This window comes from Kitasatospora sp. NPDC015120 (assembly GCF_043080305.1).
Lineage (GTDB): Bacteria > Actinomycetota > Actinomycetes > Streptomycetales > Streptomycetaceae > Kitasatospora.
In genome coordinates this window covers 36,818-53,261 of the sequence record NZ_JBIBVJ010000028.1, presented here as the reverse complement: position 1 = coordinate 53,261, position 16,444 = coordinate 36,818, and the positions used below count along the sequence as shown (strand labels likewise).

At 73.9% G+C, this 16,444-nt stretch carries 9 protein-coding genes and 2 CRISPR repeat arrays; all 9 genes read right to left on the bottom strand.

The window, feature by feature from the left end; genetic code table 11:
- Positions 1-187: 187 nt before the first annotated feature.
- The 9 genes from ACF1AK_RS33790 to casA all read right to left on the bottom strand — a co-directional run bounded on the left by ACF1AK_RS33790 (position 188) and on the right by casA (position 11,060).
- Entirely contained in the window at positions 188-1,174 is a 987-nt protein-coding gene (locus ACF1AK_RS33790) for a DUF3883 domain-containing protein (protein WP_391502652.1), read from the bottom strand.
- Positions 1,175-1,553: 379 nt separating this feature from the next.
- A complete protein-coding gene (locus tag ACF1AK_RS33785) occupies positions 1,554-1,850 on the bottom strand; it encodes a hypothetical protein (protein WP_391502651.1) in 297 nt (98 codons plus the stop codon).
- A gap of 229 nt (positions 1,851-2,079) precedes the next feature.
- On the bottom strand, positions 2,080-2,460 hold the full coding sequence (locus tag ACF1AK_RS33780; RefSeq protein WP_391502650.1) for a hypothetical protein: 381 nt from the start codon (positions 2,458-2,460) through the stop codon (positions 2,080-2,082).
- Positions 2,461-2,905: 445 nt separating this feature from the next.
- Positions 2,906-5,587 (bottom strand): CRISPR-associated helicase Cas3', encoded by a 2,682-nt coding sequence (cas3, locus tag ACF1AK_RS33775; RefSeq protein WP_391502649.1) that lies wholly within the window; start codon positions 5,585-5,587, stop codon positions 2,906-2,908.
- A gap of 439 nt (positions 5,588-6,026) precedes the next feature.
- Positions 6,027-6,680 carry a type I-E CRISPR-associated protein Cas6/Cse3/CasE gene (gene cas6e, locus ACF1AK_RS33770; RefSeq protein WP_391502648.1) on the bottom strand — a complete coding sequence of 218 codons (654 nt, stop codon included), beginning with the start codon at positions 6,678-6,680 and terminating at the stop codon, positions 6,027-6,029.
- 62 nt (positions 6,681-6,742) lie between these two features.
- Positions 6,743-7,525, bottom strand: a complete 783-nt coding sequence (cas5e, locus tag ACF1AK_RS33765; protein WP_391502647.1) for a type I-E CRISPR-associated protein Cas5/CasD — start codon at positions 7,523-7,525, stop codon at positions 6,743-6,745.
- Positions 7,522-8,667: a type I-E CRISPR-associated protein Cas7/Cse4/CasC gene (gene cas7e / locus ACF1AK_RS33760; RefSeq protein WP_391502646.1), complete on the bottom strand. Its 1,146-nt coding sequence runs from the start codon at positions 8,665-8,667 to the stop codon at positions 7,522-7,524. The genes cas5e and cas7e overlap by 4 nt, the downstream gene beginning before the upstream one ends.
- Complete coding sequence (casB, locus tag ACF1AK_RS33755; protein ID WP_391502645.1) at positions 8,667-9,281, bottom strand: type I-E CRISPR-associated protein Cse2/CasB; 615 nt, start codon at positions 9,279-9,281, stop codon at positions 8,667-8,669. The genes cas7e and casB overlap by 1 nt, the downstream gene beginning before the upstream one ends.
- A 225-nt stretch (positions 9,282-9,506) precedes the next feature.
- Positions 9,507-11,060: a type I-E CRISPR-associated protein Cse1/CasA gene (casA, locus tag ACF1AK_RS33750; protein ID WP_391502644.1), complete on the bottom strand. Its 1,554-nt coding sequence runs from the start codon at positions 11,058-11,060 to the stop codon at positions 9,507-9,509.
- Between the two features lie 247 nt (positions 11,061-11,307).
- Positions 11,308-13,883: direct repeats of the CRISPR family, unit length 28 nt; unit sequence GTCGGCCCCGCCCGTGCGGGGGTGGCCC.
- An 11-nt stretch (positions 13,884-13,894) separates the two neighbouring features.
- Positions 13,895-16,068: a CRISPR direct-repeat array (repeat unit 28 nt; unit sequence ATCGGCCCCGCCTGCGCGGGGGTGGCCC).
- Between the last annotated feature and the right edge of the window lie 376 nt (positions 16,069-16,444).

Sequence of the window (16,444 nt, the reverse complement as noted above, 5' to 3'; positions counted from 1 at the left end):
GGCGTTACATGAGGCACCCCGGCAGTCCCCCGCGCTGGGCAAGTACGGCCCGACGGTCGGCCGGCGTTGCCTGGGCACGCGGATCCGGCCCGCAGGGGGCCGTTCGCACTCACGCATGCCGCGTGTGAATGCCGAACGCCGCGTTCCCTGGGTGCAGGAGGCCAGATCGGACGAGCCAGGGCTGCGGCTATGGTTGGGCGGCGGCGGGCGGCTGGGGAACGAGGTACTGGTAGCGCGTGGGGCGCAGGTCTTCCTCGGCCGGCTGCCAGTCCTCCAGCAGAAGGACGTCGCCGCCGCTGCAGTGGTACACGCCGTCCGTCTTGGTGACCTTGATGTCGCTGACGATGAACAGGTCAACAGTGTGGCGAGTATCGCGGGCGTGGAAGACCTCGTTCACGGTCAGCTCCACGCTGGTGGGGGCGCCGGTGGTTCCCTTGACCTCCACTCGCCGCTCCAGCCCTTCCCGCTCAAGGCGCAGGTCGTAGGGCTTGCCGACCCTGTGGGCTGTCCAACCTCGCTCGGGATCCTGGTAGTGGGTGACGGCCTTCTCCTCGGCATACAACTCGACTGCCCTGCGCTTCTCCGGATCCATCTGCCGGCCCGCGCCCCGCCGCCCACGTCGGGGGCTGTTGGGCCCCTCCAACTGTTCGAGTGTCACCCCCGGCGTCGCGGCGAGCGGGACGTCATGATCCGCAGCCCAATCGGCCTCGATGCCGGCCGCGTCGAACAACGGCTGCGGGTCCATCGCCACCAGGTACCCCACTCCCTGCTGGGTCCCCGACCGACGCGCCGCCTGCGACGCCTCCGCGCTGAGCGGACCGTCCGGGCCCAGCGGCACATCATCGAGCACGGCAAGCGGCTCCAGGCCCAGCCGGAAAGGGTAGATGACCCGCTCCTCGGCCACCTCGTCCGGCCAGTGCGGTGCCATGCCCTCGTACAGGCCGACCTGCACCTTGCACAGCACCATCCGCACAGACCTTGCTTCCCACGACTCCGGCTGTACCCGCGGAGCCGCCCCGGTCACCAGCACCGCGAACTCCGGTTCCAGCTGGCCGTACCAGTATGGCTTTTTCGGAAAGCCCCAGGAGCGCGTCACCATCCCGTGCTCCAGGTTCCGCTGGTGCCCGACCTTCTGGCCCACATGAATCATCACGAACAACGCCTCAGAAGCCACCAGGGCACGCTAGGGGCAGCGCTAAGGACAGGTCAACAGGGTGCGCCCTGCTGATCCCCGACAGCTCGACGAAGCCCCACTGCCGCAGTTCCACACAGTCGCTCCCCCGCGCAGGCCAAGATCAGCCAAACCCCGAGCTCACCGAGACGAGACCAGGTCCTCCCTGCGGATCACCTTCCTTCGCGGCAAGAGAGATGAAGCCAGCCGCCGCAGCAGCCGGTCCGTCGTCGACGTCGGCCTTCCTCGGCCTCGGCCATCCCTCCACCGGAGGAGTCACCTCTATGAACCCGCGATACGCATCAGCTCGCGCGAGCCCGCCCCCCGCCGATGGACGCCTTCCGCCCGCGGCGGGGAGCGGCAGGTGCCCTCGCGCATTCGCCTACGGTTTGGTCAATCGCAGGTGCCACCACGGCCGGCTCAGAGGGTCGAACCACACACTGCACAGCAGCTCAGACGCGAAGGGGTCCGGCAACGTGCGCCGCTCGAACTCCGCATCGAGCCGGGTCACGATCTGACTGAGTTCACGGCGCGCGGCCGGCGGCAGCGCATCGAGCATGGCCTGCAGATTGTCCCGGCCTCCGACCACGTCGTGGCACGGGCAGTCCGCCAAGGGCACATAGAGCCACCGACCAGGCTGGCGCAAGAACCGCTCGTACTGGCTCAGCGCCTCACTCAAATACCCAGGCCAGAACCTGCGAGCTTCAAGACGCCAGACCGCAGCTTGGGCATTTCGTCGCAAGCCTCGGACCTGACTGAACTGTCGGGACTGACCCCGAATCAACCGCGTCTGGGCGCGCATGGCGCCGGGCGACTTACGCGGCATCGCCCCTTCGGATCAACGTCATGGCGCCATCCTGCCACGCCACGGGCAGATCGCCCGCCGAATTTCCTCCAGAACGGACGCCCTACCAGATGACCACACCACCCCTGACGCTCTGCGCACGCTCGGCAGCGTCCTCGATGTTCACCAGTCGCTCAGAGATCTGCCGAACGTACTCAGCATGCGACTTCGCCGGGTCGGCGCTGGGCGCGACAACTTCGAGGTTGCTACGGAGCAGGGCGCATTCACCCAGGAAGTCCGCCACCTGGTCCGGGGCCACCTTGAGCCAGTCACCGCTGGCCAAGATTGGGAAGAACCTCGCCCCCAACGAGCGCACAGCGTCGGACCCCCACACGGTGGTACGCCAGCGCTCGAAGCCCGCGAGGTCGGAACTGCCCTCCGGGACGTCCAGCAGGTCCATCTTGTCGTCTTCGCCGACGACGAACACATCCACGGACAAGCTCATGGCCTCAGTGGATCACGGCGGTGGAGGGCGGATCCACAGGGTTACATGCTCGGCCGTGCACCAGGCCCCGGCGGCTCCGATCGCCCAATCGGGCGAAGTGCAGAGAAGTCCCGGGGGCTACAACACGGCCGCTGGACCTTCTGCCCGGCGATCTCGAACACGTCATCGGCGAGGACAGCACCCTCGACGACACCGTCACGCGGATCCTGACCGACACTTCGCTCACCCCGTTGGGCTGGACACCGCACCCCTGAACCGGGCGGTCAGCAGCGTCCAGCCGCTGGCCTGTGGGCATCGGTGCCGTGGGAAGGGACCGGTGCCTGCACGCCGGGCCGAACCGGCAACCGCGACCGGGCTGGTGACCTGATCGTGGCCGCCTTCTGCGCGCCCAGGCCGGACCGGTAGCCGATCGTGCTGCCTCGATGCCTTCGCCGTGCGAACACGGCTACTCGCGGATGATGCCGTCCACGGGGTCCAGGCGGATCGTCCGGCCATCCGGAGCTCGCCATCCTCCGGTCGTCCTGTCGTGGGGGATCAGGGCGATGTCGCGTAGGGCGGGGATGTCCTGCCACGGGCTGGGCGGGAGGGTTTCGGGTCCGGCGCCGGCGAGCCAGGTCGAGCGGACCTGGACGGTGGAGAGGATGATCGTGCGGATGTCGTCCTTGCTCGGCTTGTCAGGCAGTTCGGCGGGGCCGTCGGCGGTAACGAAGGTCCAGCCGGTGTCGGCGGGCCACACGGGCAGGATGCGCCGGGATTCTCCGCCCAGGCGGGTGACGGCGAGGTCCGGGTCCAGGGCCGACGTCAGCGGGTACAGGTCCTTCACCCGGGCCGGTGCCGGGATCATCGCCATGTCGGCGGCCGCGGCCTGAGCCTGCTCCCTCGCCAGGCGCTGAGCGTCGTCGCCGTTCATCCGGGCCGGATCCCAGGCCGCGTCGTACACGTCGGCGATCAGGCCGGGCACGGCGCCCGGAATCGCGATCGGCCCCTCCAGCCGACGGAGCGCCTCGCAGGTCCGGCGGAGCAGGGAGGTGTCGTAGACGTCGCCCCAGGTGGGTGCGGGCAGACCGCCCGGCGGGGACAGCACGACGAGCCGCGGCAGCGGCGCCCAGGCGGGCCTGGGGTGGTCGTGGCGGTGGCAGCGGCCGGCGCGCTGGAGGAGCAGGCTCATGGGGGCGAGGTCGGAGATCACCAGGTCGAAGTCCCAGTCGAGGGACTGCTCGACGACCTGGGTGGCGACGACCACCAGCGGCCTGGCGGGGCGGGTGCCCTTCGATCCGACCATCCCCTCGATCAGGGCGGTGCGCTCGATCCGCTGCCACAACGGGAGCCGGGCGTGCAGGAGCACGACCTGGGGGCCGTCCTCGCCCCACCGCTGGGCGAGCATTCGGCGGGTGGCCTGCGCGTCCGCGACCACGTTGCACACGACCAGCGCGCAGCCCGTTCCGCCGGCAGCGGGCTCGAGCTCGGCCAGGACGCGGGCGGCGCGGCCGCCGGGCACGGCCGGGTCGTGGGTGTGGCGGGTGGTGTGGTGGTCGACGGTCACTTCGCGTTCGCGGGTGGTGGGCAGCGGCCCGTGTGGGGTGACCCTCCCGGTCCTGGCGGAGACATGGACCCAGCCCGGGTAGGGGGCGGTGATCGGCTCCGGGTCGGTGTGGCCGGCGCCGGTCCGCCGGGTGCCAGTCCGGTAGGCGCCGACGAGGTCGGTGGCGGTGCGGCCGGTCAGGGTCGCCGACAGCAGGACCACCGGGATGCCCAGGTGTCCGCACCATTCCAGCAGCCGCTGGGTCAGCCGGTGCCCATAGGCGTCGTAGCTGTGGGCCTCGTCGATGACCAGCGTCTTGCCCGACAGCCCGAGCCACCGCAGCACGTTGAACCGCACCGGCAGCGCCGCGAGCGCCGCCTGGTCCCAGGTGCCGACCGCGACCCCGGCGAGCAGCCCCCGGTGCGGGCCGTGCAGCCACTGCGCGGCCTGCGTCGACACACAGCCGTCCGCCACCACCTCGTCCCGCCGCGGATCGTAGTCCTCGTTCAGCCACGCCATCGAGTGCAGCAGCGTCACCGGTGTCCCGACCCCGGCGGCCCGGGCCGTGAACTTCTTCACCCGGCGCCACATCGCGTCGGTCGTCGCCATCGTCGGCAACAGCACCGCCAAGCCCCCGGCCCCGGCCGCCGCGCCGAGGACCCGGGCGGCGAACAGGGCCGTCTCGGTCTTCCCGTCGCCGGTAGGCGCGGTGACAAGGACCAGCCCCGGACCGTCCACCAGGTCCGCGAGCCGCTTCGCGACGTCGGCCTGCAGCGGGTACGGGTCCTTGATGTCGGGGAACAGGTCAGTGAAGGTCGTGACCGGCTTCCACGCCGGCGCCGCCACCTGGGCGTGCGCGATCACCCATGGTGCCCGTTGCCGGATTCTCGCGGTGTGCGCGGCGAGATCGCCGTTCCACCTGTCCAGGCGGCCCTGCACCTGCTGGGTGTTGGAGGCCAGCCAGTCCGCCAGCACCACCAGCCCGCTCACCACCACCGCCGCCCCGGCGGGCAGCAGGTGCTGCGGCGCCTGCGGGGACCCGCAGACCCCGAGCACCGCCCGCACGTGCTCCTCGCGCTGCTCGGCCCAGCCGTCCACTCCCAGCCCGCGCAGCGCCCTCAGTGGATCGGCCGTGGCCGCGGGCGACAGCGCCTCGCCGAACACGCCGTGGTGGCCGCCAAGGATCTGGGCGAACTGGTGCGCCACGGACCTCCACGGCCGTTCGACCGGCGGCCATCCCAGACCCGTAAGGATCTGCGGCAGCGTCCAGTGGCTCGCCACCTGGTGCGGGATCCACTCGTCGTTCACCCAGCCCGCCGGCGCCGGGAACCGCGGATCGGCCAGCAGGCCGCCGGTCTCCTTGATTCCCCGCAGGAAACAGAAGGTGATCTTCCCGATGTCATGCAGGCCCGCTGCCAGCATCACCAGCCTCCGTGCCCGCACGAGGTCCACCTTCCATCCGCCGGCGATCAGCTCTCGCTGGGAGGACGTCAGATAGGAGTCCCACAGCGCACCCGCGATCACCGCGGTGTCGACCAGGTGGCACACCAGGGGGTACGGGCCGGTCAGGCCGCGGCGCTTACCGGCAACTCTGGTATCGATCACGGAACACCTCCAAGGAGCCGCCACACGGGCGGAAGGTACGACGGGACACCGCCCTCGGACCCGGCGGGTGGCTCCGTCGCGGCGGAGCGGTGCGACGTACAGTCGCTGTGGGCACTACCAGCAGCAGGTCACCTCCGCGCGGGCAGAGGGGATCGCTCGTGGCGGTCGACGGACGCCAGGAACTTCCAGGTCGCCTCCGCGCGGGCGGAGCCGACCCGCACAGCCTCGACCAGAAGTACGCCGTCGCGGGGCCATCCCCGCACGTGCGGGGCCGACCGGTCGAGGATGACGATGTCCCCCGGCGCCCACGGGTCTCCCCCCGCGCAGGCGGAGCGGGCAGCGAGCGGAAGGCCGCCGATCTCGTTCGCGCCGGGTCACCTCCGCCCTGGCGGAGCGGGCCCGTTGCGACCTGCGGTGGGCTGGGGGCTCTGCGAGTTCCCTACTCGCGGTGGGGGGCGAGGCTGAGAAGGCCTGCGCCGTAGGCGAGGCCGCGGCCGATGCCGTCGGTGACGGCGGTGCGGAGCGCCTGGTGGTCGGTGATGGTGGCGAGGCCTTCGAAGCGGGTGAGGGTGTGGCGGATCGGCCCGGTGGCGCGGTGGCCGGTGGCGGGTTCCTGCGGGATATCGAGGATGTCGTGGAGGTCGAGGCCGGCGGTGTGGGCCTTGCGTTCCCACCAGGCGATCGCGTCCTTGCCGTGAAGGGGCACGGGCTTGCCCCGGTTGAGGCGGCCGCCCGCGTCACGGGTGCCGTCGCGGGCGGAGCGGGTGGGTGAGCCGTCGATGCGGTACCGGACTTTGCGGCCGTCGGCGAGCCAGTCCAGCAGCGGCGTCAGGTCACGCTGCTGGCAGGTGGCGTAGTGCTCGGGGAGAGTGGTGGGCTCGGCGGCCAGGGTCGACTGGACGAGGACCGTGGTCGCCTGGGGGGCTCGTTCGATGCGGTAGAGGACGCCGAGACTGCGGCGGGCCGCGTCCCCGCTGGTGAGCGCGTCGGGGTACATGCCCATGATCCGCTGGTGCATGTGGCTGGTGTTGCGCAGGTCGGCTGCGGCGTCCCTGGAACGGGGGTTCAGCCGCAGGAGGGTGAGGCGGGTCACGTGGTTCTCCGGGTCGGTGGTCGGTTCCCCCGCGAGGGGCGGGGCCGGTGGCGTCTGGGCGGTCAGGCCCGGGTGTAGGCGGTGAGGGCGGTGATCCAGGCGGTGCCGGTGCCGGCGTGCTGGTCGTGGGTGAAGGTGTGGCGGGTCTCCCACAGGGGGCGGTCGGCGAAGCGGCGCCCACCGGCGGCGGGGAGCTGGTCGCGGACCTGGGTGACGGGCGGGTGGCCGGTGCCCGGGTCGGTGTCGTGGACGAAGACCACCTCCACCGCCCGCCCCTCGTCGCCCGACCGCGAGCCGGCGAAACCCCCGGCTGGGTCGGACCTGTCGGGTTCCCGGTGCAGCGGCAGCCGGCGCAGCTCCGCCCCGGGATCGTCGACGACGGCCACGAGAATCGGACTGCTGGGAGGGCAGGAGCGGCGCCCCAGGTAGGGATGCCACACCGGTCGGCGCAGACCCTCCGCCACCCGTTCGGTGACGGCGGGCGGGCCGGTGACGGCGACAGTGAACGCCGCGTCGGCCAGATACCAGCGCTCCGACTGCAGGGTCGCCTCATCGACGGGACGCCGGCCGCCGGCCGCCGTGATCACGGTCTTCTCCCGCGGAAACCCACCCCCGACGGTCTGGTAGTCCCGCAGGAGCCGGCCCGGCCGGTCGATACGCACCGTGTACCGCAGCGCGGCCAACTCCCCCACGTCGCAGCCGCGCGGCAGACCGAGCACGCACGCGAACAGCCCCGTCAGACCGGACCTCGTCGGATACGGGTAGGTCAACCGGGTCCCGAACTGCGAAGGGCTGCCCCAGGACTGCATCGGCGCGGCCAGGTGCAGCAGCAGACCGCCGCTCACAGACGCTCACCGATCGCCGTACCGATGCCGGACAGGAGCTTCTCGAGAGACCCGGCGTTGTCGCCGAGGTCGTCGACCGCGTCGCCGGTCAGCACCGTGTGCGCGGAGGCGAGGACGCCGGCCTTCCCGAGGAAGGCGTTCACCGCGCCGGCGTGCGCGGCCAGCCGCTCGATCGACGGCTCCACGAACCCGCTCCCGCGCTCCGCGGTGACCGGCTTCTCGAACGCCCCGCCCAGGTTCACCGGCTGGTCCCCGCGCAGCACCGCGTGCACCAGCGACGGCGGCGTGAACGGCGCCGTCGAGCCCTTGCGCGCGGACGGCACCACGACCGCGAACGCCCGCGCGAACTCCACCGCCAGCTCACGCGCCGCCACCGGATCATCACCCAGATTCCCGGCCAACTCCGGCAGGTTCACCGAGCTGTACCGGTAGTACGTCCCCGACGTGTGATACGCCGTCCCCAGGTGCGCCGACCCCGACTCGTCCTCCTGACCATGCGTGACGTCGTCCACCGCCGTGAAGTAGTCCGGCTGGACCGCCAGCGCGTGGGTCGTCAGCTGGTGCGCGACCTGCACCGCACCGGCCACCGCCGACCCCGGCTCGTTCGCCAGCATCCGCCCGAACGCCGCAATGCTCGACGTCCGCCCCCGCAGGACCTCCAACACCCGCTTCCCCGCGGCCTTCACCAGCTTCGCCTGCGCCGCAGCCTCCGCCTTCTTGTCGACACCGGCCTCGACCAGCTCCCGATACTCGACCGCGACCCCGGCCAGCTCCACGATCCCGCCCTTCGGCAGCAACAGCATGCTGTTCGTGTCGTTGTCCCCGTCCACAGCCACGCCCTTCACGTCCGCCGCCAGGACCACCATCCGCCCGGCCCGCTGCGCCAGCTCCTCCTCCCAGCCCCCGGCCCGCACCAGCTCGCCGGCGATGCACTCCGGCAACCGCTTGGTGCGCACCGCCCACTCCCCCAGCCGGTCCTCCACCTCCACCCGCACGTGCCGCTTCCCGGACTGGGAGGAGATCCGGCCGCGCTGCTCACCGCCGTAGAAGGCGGTCTTGGGGATGTTGAGGTCGTCGCGGTTGAGGCAGGACAGCGGGTAGGAGTGGATGACATGCAGGTCGAGGTACAGGCGGCGCTTCATCAGGAGGTCTCCTCGGTGGTCGCGGTGGCGGTTTTGGTGGTGTGGTCGTACTGGTAGTAGGCCCGGGTCCAGGCGCGGGCGGTGTCGGTCGGGTGGTCGACCCAGCGGGTCAGGTCGCGCAGCAGCAGCGGCCACACGACGGGGACGTCGCCGGCCCGCAGGCGGGCGACGAGGGGCGGCAGGTCGCGGGTGAGGGCGTCGGCGTCCTGGCGGGACATCAGCAGCAGCCTGTCCTTCACCGTGTCCTCGCTCAGAACCTTCCCGTGGACGGCGCGGGCGAGCGACCAGCCGACGTTGCGCCAGCGGTCACCCTCGACGGGGGCGGTCAGGCCGGCGGGGGGCTTCGGCTTCCGGTCGAGGCGCGGGTTGGGGGCCTGCTCGGCGTACATGCCCGCGGTCAGGACGTAGGCGCGCTCGGTGGCGCGGTTCGTCCACCGCGGGATCCGGTTCAGCAGGTACTCGTAGGCGCGGAACGGCTGGTGGGGGTCGATCAGCGCGGAGCGGACCGCGGCGCGGCCGCCGGGCGTGGAGCACTGCTGGTGGACGTGCAGCATGAACGCGCGCTGGTGCTCGAGCGGATCCTGCTCCGCGGCGTTCGGCGATTCGACGGACATGGGCTCCTCGATGAGGGTTGAGAGGTAGGACTCCCGCCGGCGGCGGGACAGAGATCACGAACGAGGGCCGTCTCGCACCACCCGGCCGACTGGCTGGGCCGGCGGGCGGGCGGGGCCAGGGCGAGGGCACGGAAGCGGACCCGCGCCGCACGGACGGAACACCGGCCCGGCCCCCTAACCGCAGGGCACCGGGCGGGTCCGACAGGCACCGGACTCGCGGCCCGGTCAGCCGGGCCGCTGACCACCGTCCGACGGGGCCGCCGACTTCTTCTTTCGCGGCCCCCTCGGCGGCCTGAGCATCGCCGCACGGGCCTCCTCTACCGCCTGCATCCCGCGCGGCGTGAGCGCGGCCGCCTCCGTCACGGCGTCGAACACCCGCGTCGAGACCTTCTGGAACCCGGGCTGCGGCCGCTCCCCCGACCCGTCCGGAACGACCGCCTTCCAGAACTCGGCCTCGGCCTGCGACCAGTACACCGGCAGCGCCGAATCCACCCACGGACACACCTTCGTGTCACCGGTGAACCCCTGCCACGCCGCCCGCAGCGCCTTCGCGAGGCCCCCGGCGACGCCCTCGGCCCGTGACCGGGCCGCCGAGACCGCGGCCGCACCGTCCTCGTCCAGCTCCTCCAGGAAGCCCAGGACCGGCGGCGTGACAGCCGTGAACCAGGCGGTCTCCGGGTCCCGGCGCTCCTGGTGCAGACCGTACGCGCGCAGCCGCAGCCCGGCCGCGGTCTCCCGCGGCAGACGCGAGACCGACGCCAGGACGGCCGGCCGGTGGCGAGGCGTCTTGCCCGGCACCGTCTTCAGCAGCAGCGCGTCCAGGTCCCGCCACGCCACCCGCGCCGAGTTCGCCCGCACCCGACCGCCCTCGTCCCGCCGGATCACGTACGGGTCGTCGGCCTCCGGAAGCTCGTTCTCCCACGCCCACGTGATCCACGTGTCCGTCACGTGCCCGCCGTCGGCGTCGGGCTTCAGCAGCAGCGCATGGGAGGCGCGCGCCGTCAGCAGCGACACCGGCCCGGCCGGGGCCGCGGGCAGTCGCGGGTCCGGCAGCCGCTTGGCCTCCCACGGGGCCTCGTCCCGGCCGGGGTTCGTCGGCCAGGTGTCCGGCGACGGCACCCCCAGGACCAGCGTCTCCGCGAGGCTGCGGCCCGCCGGGAACCACGACACCAGCGCCCGGATCGGGCCGGCCACCGTGTAGTGGCTGTTCTTCCCGTCCGACCGGCGCCGGTTCGCCGCCGTCCCCGATGGCCCCGAGAACAGCCACGTCAACAGCCCGAGCGCGGCCTCCTCGGTGGGCACCGGGCCGCCGAGCCCGCCTTTCTCCAGCGGCCACCACACATGGTTCCTGCCCGACGGACGCGTCATCATCAGCCGCCCGGTCCCGCTGCTGCCCGTGCACTCCTCGGCCAGCCGCGGCTCCTGCAACCACGGCCGCCGCTCGTCGAACAGGTCGAACCGGTCGGCGTGCTGGTCGAGGTAAGCGGCGACGCGGCCCGGGTCCAGACGGCCGGCCTCCAGGACGTCCCACCGGGTGTCGTCCCAATCCTCCGCCACGTCCAGGCCCGTCACCCGGGCCGTGATCGCGACCAGGACCCGCAGCAGCGCGGACTCCGACGCCGGATCCGGGCAGTCGACGTGCTCCAGCAGATGAGCCCATGTCAAGACCTCCGCCAGACCCAGGGCCACGCCCTCCCCCGGCCGGCACCGGACCGGCAGCTCAGCGACCTCCTCAGGGGTCAGGTCGGTACGAACGCGGGCCGTGATCCACGGCCTCACCACCACATCGAACGACGGTCGCGTCACAGAGCGGTCCCCACTACTCGGGCACGGATAGTAGCCACTCGGTGACGCTAGACCCAGGGTCTGACAATCGGGACCTGAACCCTCATCAGAACCCGCGCCCAGCACCCCGGCGGTAGGATCAGCTCCCCGCTCCTTGACACCAAAACAGCCCAACCCCGCCCATGCGAAGGTGCCCCCCACGAGGCTGCGGGGGTGACGGCCCCTTGAGCGCCTGCTGCGGTCGGCCCCTCCTGCGCGGGGGTGGCCCCCGTCACCATCCGCCGCAGACCCCGCGACACCGGTCGGCCCCGCCTGCGCGGGGGTGACCCCTGGGCCGTCGCGAGCCGCGGATGACCCTCTCCGTCGGCCCCGCCTGCGCGGGGGTGACCCCTCGCCGCCCATCACGCTGCCTGGGTGCGGACCGTCGGCCCTGCCTGCGCGGGGGTGACCCCTTCACACCCCCGGAGTTCTACTGGTGCTACCAGTCGGCCCCGCCCGTGCGGGGGTGACCCCTCGTCGAGGGTGATGTCGGGGCGGTGCTGACGATCGGCCCCGCCCATGCGGGGGTGGCCCCTCCAGTTGCAGGCCCGTGAGGCCGGTCTCCTGGTCGGCCCCGCCCGTGCGGGGGCGGCCCCGGGGCGTGATCGGGGGCGCCGGCGATGCGCTGGTCGGCCCCGCCTGCGCGGGGGCCCCCTGACCGCCCGTTCGGCGGGGAGGGGGTCCTCGTCGGCCCCGCCTGCGCGGGGGTGGCCCCCCCTCCGCGCGGGCGACCACGACCCCGACGACGTCGGCCCCGCCCGTGCGGGGGTGGCCCACCAAGGCCCGCACGCGAGCCTTCCAGATCCTGGTCGCCCCGCCCGTGCGGGGGTGGCCCCGCCAAGATCGACTCCTGGCCCGCGGCCAACCTGTCGGCCCCGCCCGTGCGGGGGTGGCCCGCGCTGGGAAGCGGGTGAGGTGTCCCCTACCAAGTCGGCCCCGCCCGTGCGGGGGTGGCCCCGGGCTCGGGACGGTAGGGGCGACATCGAGGACGTCGGCCCCGCCCGCGCGGGGGTGGCCCCGACGCGGAGCTGGAGGCCAAGCGCCGGGCCGCGTCGGCCCCGCCCGTGCGGGGGTGGCCCTCCGGGACCCCCACGTGCGCGCACGGTGCGCGCGTCGGCCCCGCCCGTGCGGGGGTGGCCCCTCACGGCCGCCTCCGCCTCCGCCTTCTCCAGCATCGGCCTCGCCTGCGCGGGGGTGGCCCTCGTCCTCCGGCTCCCGATTACTTTTCTCGGGAATCGGCCCCGCCTGCGCGGGGGTGGCCCGGCGCTGTGGTGGCTGCACTCCCTCTGGGAGCGATCGGCCCCGCCTGCGCGGGGGTGGCCCCCACACGGGGAGGCCGGAGCCGGTCTTCACCTCATCGGCCCCGCCTGCGCGGGGGTGGCCCATGGAAAGGCGAATAAGTGGTGAATGCGGTGCTATCGGCTCCGCCTGCGCGGGGGTGGCCCCGTGGTCTGGGACGTGTCCGACCCGGACGGCGAATCGGCCCCGCCTGCGGTGGCCCGGCGGGCGTCGGGGTTCCGGCGGCACCGCGCGTAATCGGCCCCGCCTGCGCGGGGGTGGCCCCAGTTGCACCCGGGCCTCGAAACCCCAGGGCGTATCGGCCCCGCCTGCGCGGGGGTGGCCCGCTCATGTCGGCCGAGCGCGAGCGCCTGGAGAAATCGGCCCCGCCTGCGCGGGGGTGGCCCCGTACGGCGACAAATGGCCACGCTCACGCCCGGATCGGCCCCGCCTGCGCGGGGGTGGCCCCTCTTCGAGATCGGCTACTCGATCGGTCGGCGCGTCGGCCCCGCCCGTGCGGGGGTGGCCCCGCGATCGGATCAGCCATTGCTACTTCCCTTCGGTCGGCCCCGCCCGTGCGGGGGTGGCCCCGTCCGACTCGACACCCTGGGCCCCTACCCCTGGTCGGCCCCGCCCGTGCGGGGGTGGCCCTCCCGCGCCGATCACGGCGGCGAGGTAGGGCGTGTCGGCCCCGCCCGTGCGGGGGTGGCCCCACTCGGCTGACGGACGGGGCTCTCGACCAGCGGGTCGGCCCCGCCCGTGCGGGGGTGGCCCCGGAGCAGACCGGAGAAGGACGTTCGCCGGTCGGTCGGCCCCGCCCGTGCGGGGGTGGCCCCTCGGGGATGAACTCCTCGAACTCCATCCCCGGGTCGGCCCCGCCCGTGCGGGGGTGGCCCGTACCGGAAGCAGTGCGTCACGCAGCCCACCTGGTCGGCCCCGCCCGTGCGGGGGTGGCCCCCACACCATCGTCGAGGCCTCGGGCTACCTCACGTCGGCCCCGCCCGTGCGGGGGTGGCCCCCGCCACACCCCGCGCGACGCCACCGCGCCCAGGTCGGCCCGCCCGTGCGGGGGTGACCCCGTTTGTCCGGGCTGGCTCGGGTATTCCCACCCATCGGCCCCGCCTGCGCGGGGGTGGCCCCAACGGTTTCCGCCGCACGGGATGGGTCGAGTCATTGGCCCCGCCCGTGCAGGGGTGGCCCGGGACAGCGGTCCATGATCACCCGCGGCAACAAGTCGACCCCGCCCGTGCGGGGGTGGCCCCGCCGCGCACTACGCGATCGTCGGCTCGTCGGATCGGCCCCGCCTGCGCGGGGGTGGCCCCGTGAAGCCGCTCCCGTAGGCCAAGCACGTCACGTCGGCCCCGTCTGCGCGGGGGTGACCGCCGTGCCTGGGCGTTCGGGTCGGGGCTCGGCGCGTCGGCCCCGCCTGCGCGGGGGTGACCCCCAGCCGAACAGGCTGCCGTCACCCTGCTGGACATCGGCCCCGTCTGCGCGGGGGTGGCCCCTGACGGTCGGCCCCGCCTGCGCGGGGGTGGCCCCGGCGGCCTACAAGCAGGCCGTCCGGACAGCGCATCGGCCCCGCCTGCGCGGGGGTGGCCCCAGCTTCGTCACGTGAGGCAGGGGCATCGGTCAATCGGCCCCGCCTGCGCGGGGGTGGCCCCCTGGCGGTGTCGAGGCGCTAGGTCGGGGCTTGATCGGCCCCGCCTGCGCGGGGGTGGCCCTGCGGCCGCGGCACCCATCCCGGCCGGTGCCCCATCGGCCCCGCCTGCGCGGGGGTGGCCCGCCGGGGTCGGCCGCGCTGCGGCAGGCCCGGATATCGGCCCCGCCTGCGCGGGGGTGGCCCGTTCGACGAGGACTTCGAACGGATCGAGGGCCGATCGGCCCCGCCTGCGCGGGGGTGGCCCCGAGATGGTGGCCCCGTTGACGTTGGTGGACGCATCGGCCCCGCCTGCGCGGGGGTGATCCCGCGAGGACGGACATGCCCTCGCGGTCCAGCAGATCGGCCCCGCCTGCGCGGGGGTGACCCAGTGGAGCAGGGCGTGAAGCCCGCGACCCCGGCATCGGCCCAGCCCGTGCGGGGGTGACCCCAAAATCCAGTCCTCGGCCGGGGCACGCTCGGATCGGCCCCGCCAGTGCAGGGCGTGACCTGGGGCTTGGGACAGTGCATCACGGCGGTGATCGGTCGACCCCGCCCGGTGCGGGGGTGGCCCCCTGGTGTACGGGCCCGACCGGCGCCCGTGCGGTCGATCCCGCTCGTGCGGGGGTGGCCCAGACCCGGTCACCGGCCTGATGAACGGTGTATCGTCGGCCCCGCCTGCGCGGGGGTGGCCCCGCGGACGGCCTCTACCTGAAGTGCGCGCAGGTGTCGGCCCCGCCTGCGCGGGGGTGGCCCGGACGGGCGGTGGCTGGCCCCGAGTTCCAGCCCGTCGGCCCCGCCTGCGCGGGGGTGGCCCCAGGGGCTTGCCGTAGGTGTTCTTGCCGTAGGGATCGGCCCCGCCTGCGCGGGGGTGGCCCCGGGCGGACGGCGGCGGTGGGGTTCGCCAGGGTGATCGGCCCCGCCTGCGCGGGGGTTACCCCCTGAGGTCCATGCTCCGGGACCAGGTCCACCTCGTCGGCCCCGCCTGCGCGGGGGTGGCCCCCGCCAGATGTCCTCGGTGCGCCAGTCGTAGATGTCGGCCCCGCCTGCGCGGGGGTGGCCCCCGCCGGCGGACCGACACCCCGATCCCGATGTGGTCGGCCCCGCCCGTGCGGGGGTGCCCCCACGAGGTCCCCGGGCTGGACGCCGGCGATGCCGTCGGCCCCGCCCGTGTGGGGGTGGCCCCGGCTACTTCCAGCGCGTCGACGGCTGGGAGGAGTCGGCCCCGCCCGTGCGGGGGTGACCCGGCAGAGACCGCCGACACGATCGCCTGTGCCCGATCGACCCCGCCCGTGCGGGGGTGACCCCGCGTCGAGGGTCGGCCCGTGCCGGACAGCGCGGTCGGCCCCGCCTGTGCGGGGGTGACCCCGCCGCGGCGCTGGGTGTGTTGCCGCCCGGACCGTCGGTTCCGCCTGCGCGGGGGTGACCCCCGGCCGTAGCCGTGCTTGACCAGGGCCTGGCCATCGGCCCCGCCTGCGCGGGGTGGCCCCGAGTTGCTGTTCGCCCAGCAGGATGCCCAGGCATCGGCCCCGCCTGCGCGGGGGTGGCCCTCCGGTCTCCATCGTGCCGCGGATCTGCTCCAGATCGGCCCCGCCCGTGCGGGGGTGGCCCGGGCGACACGTGCCCTCTGGTCGGCGAGGACGCGTCGGCCCCGCCTGCGCGGGGGTGGCCCCGTGCTCGGACATCGTCTGGTAGCCGTCGCGGGGTCGGCCCCGCCTGCGCGGGGGTGGGTGGCCCCCTTTTTGCTGGAGTTCGGGGTGGCCGTTCTCCGCGTCGGCCCCGCCTGCGCGGGGGTAGCCCCCGCGCTGATCGACGGCCAGCGCTCGGCCCGCAATCGGCCCCGCCTGCGCAGGGGTGGCCCCCGGCGGATGGCTTCCTCGCGGAGCTGGATCGCGTCGACCCCGCCGGTTCGGGGGTGGCCCCCGGGTGGTGGTGCGGATCGGGAACATCGGGATGTTGACCCCGCCCGTGTGGGGGCGGCCGGCCCCTCCTCGCCCGCGCCGACCAGATCACCGGCCAGAGTCGACCCCGCTTGCGCGGGGGTGACCCCCCGTCGGTGTCCAGCTCGTACGTGTCGAGCCGATCGGCCCCGCCCATGCGGGTGATCGGGGGGCGCCGGCGATGCGCTGGTCGGCCCCGCCCGTGCGGGGGTGGCCCCGTGCAGGTCGAGAGCCTGCCGAACGACAAGCTGTCAGCCCCGCCCGCGTGGGGGTGGCCCCGCGACGGCGTACTTCTGGTCGAGGCTGTGCGGCTCGGCCCTGCCCGCGGGGGCCCTTCCTGGCCTTGTCCGCGCCCGAGGTGAAGCCAGTCGGTCCTGCCCCGTGCGGGGTCGACCCCGGTGGCGTGCATTTCGGCGTGAGCGGTGTACAGTCGGCCCCGCCTGTGCGGGGGGTGACCCTACGGCATCAGGGCCTGACGGCTCAGT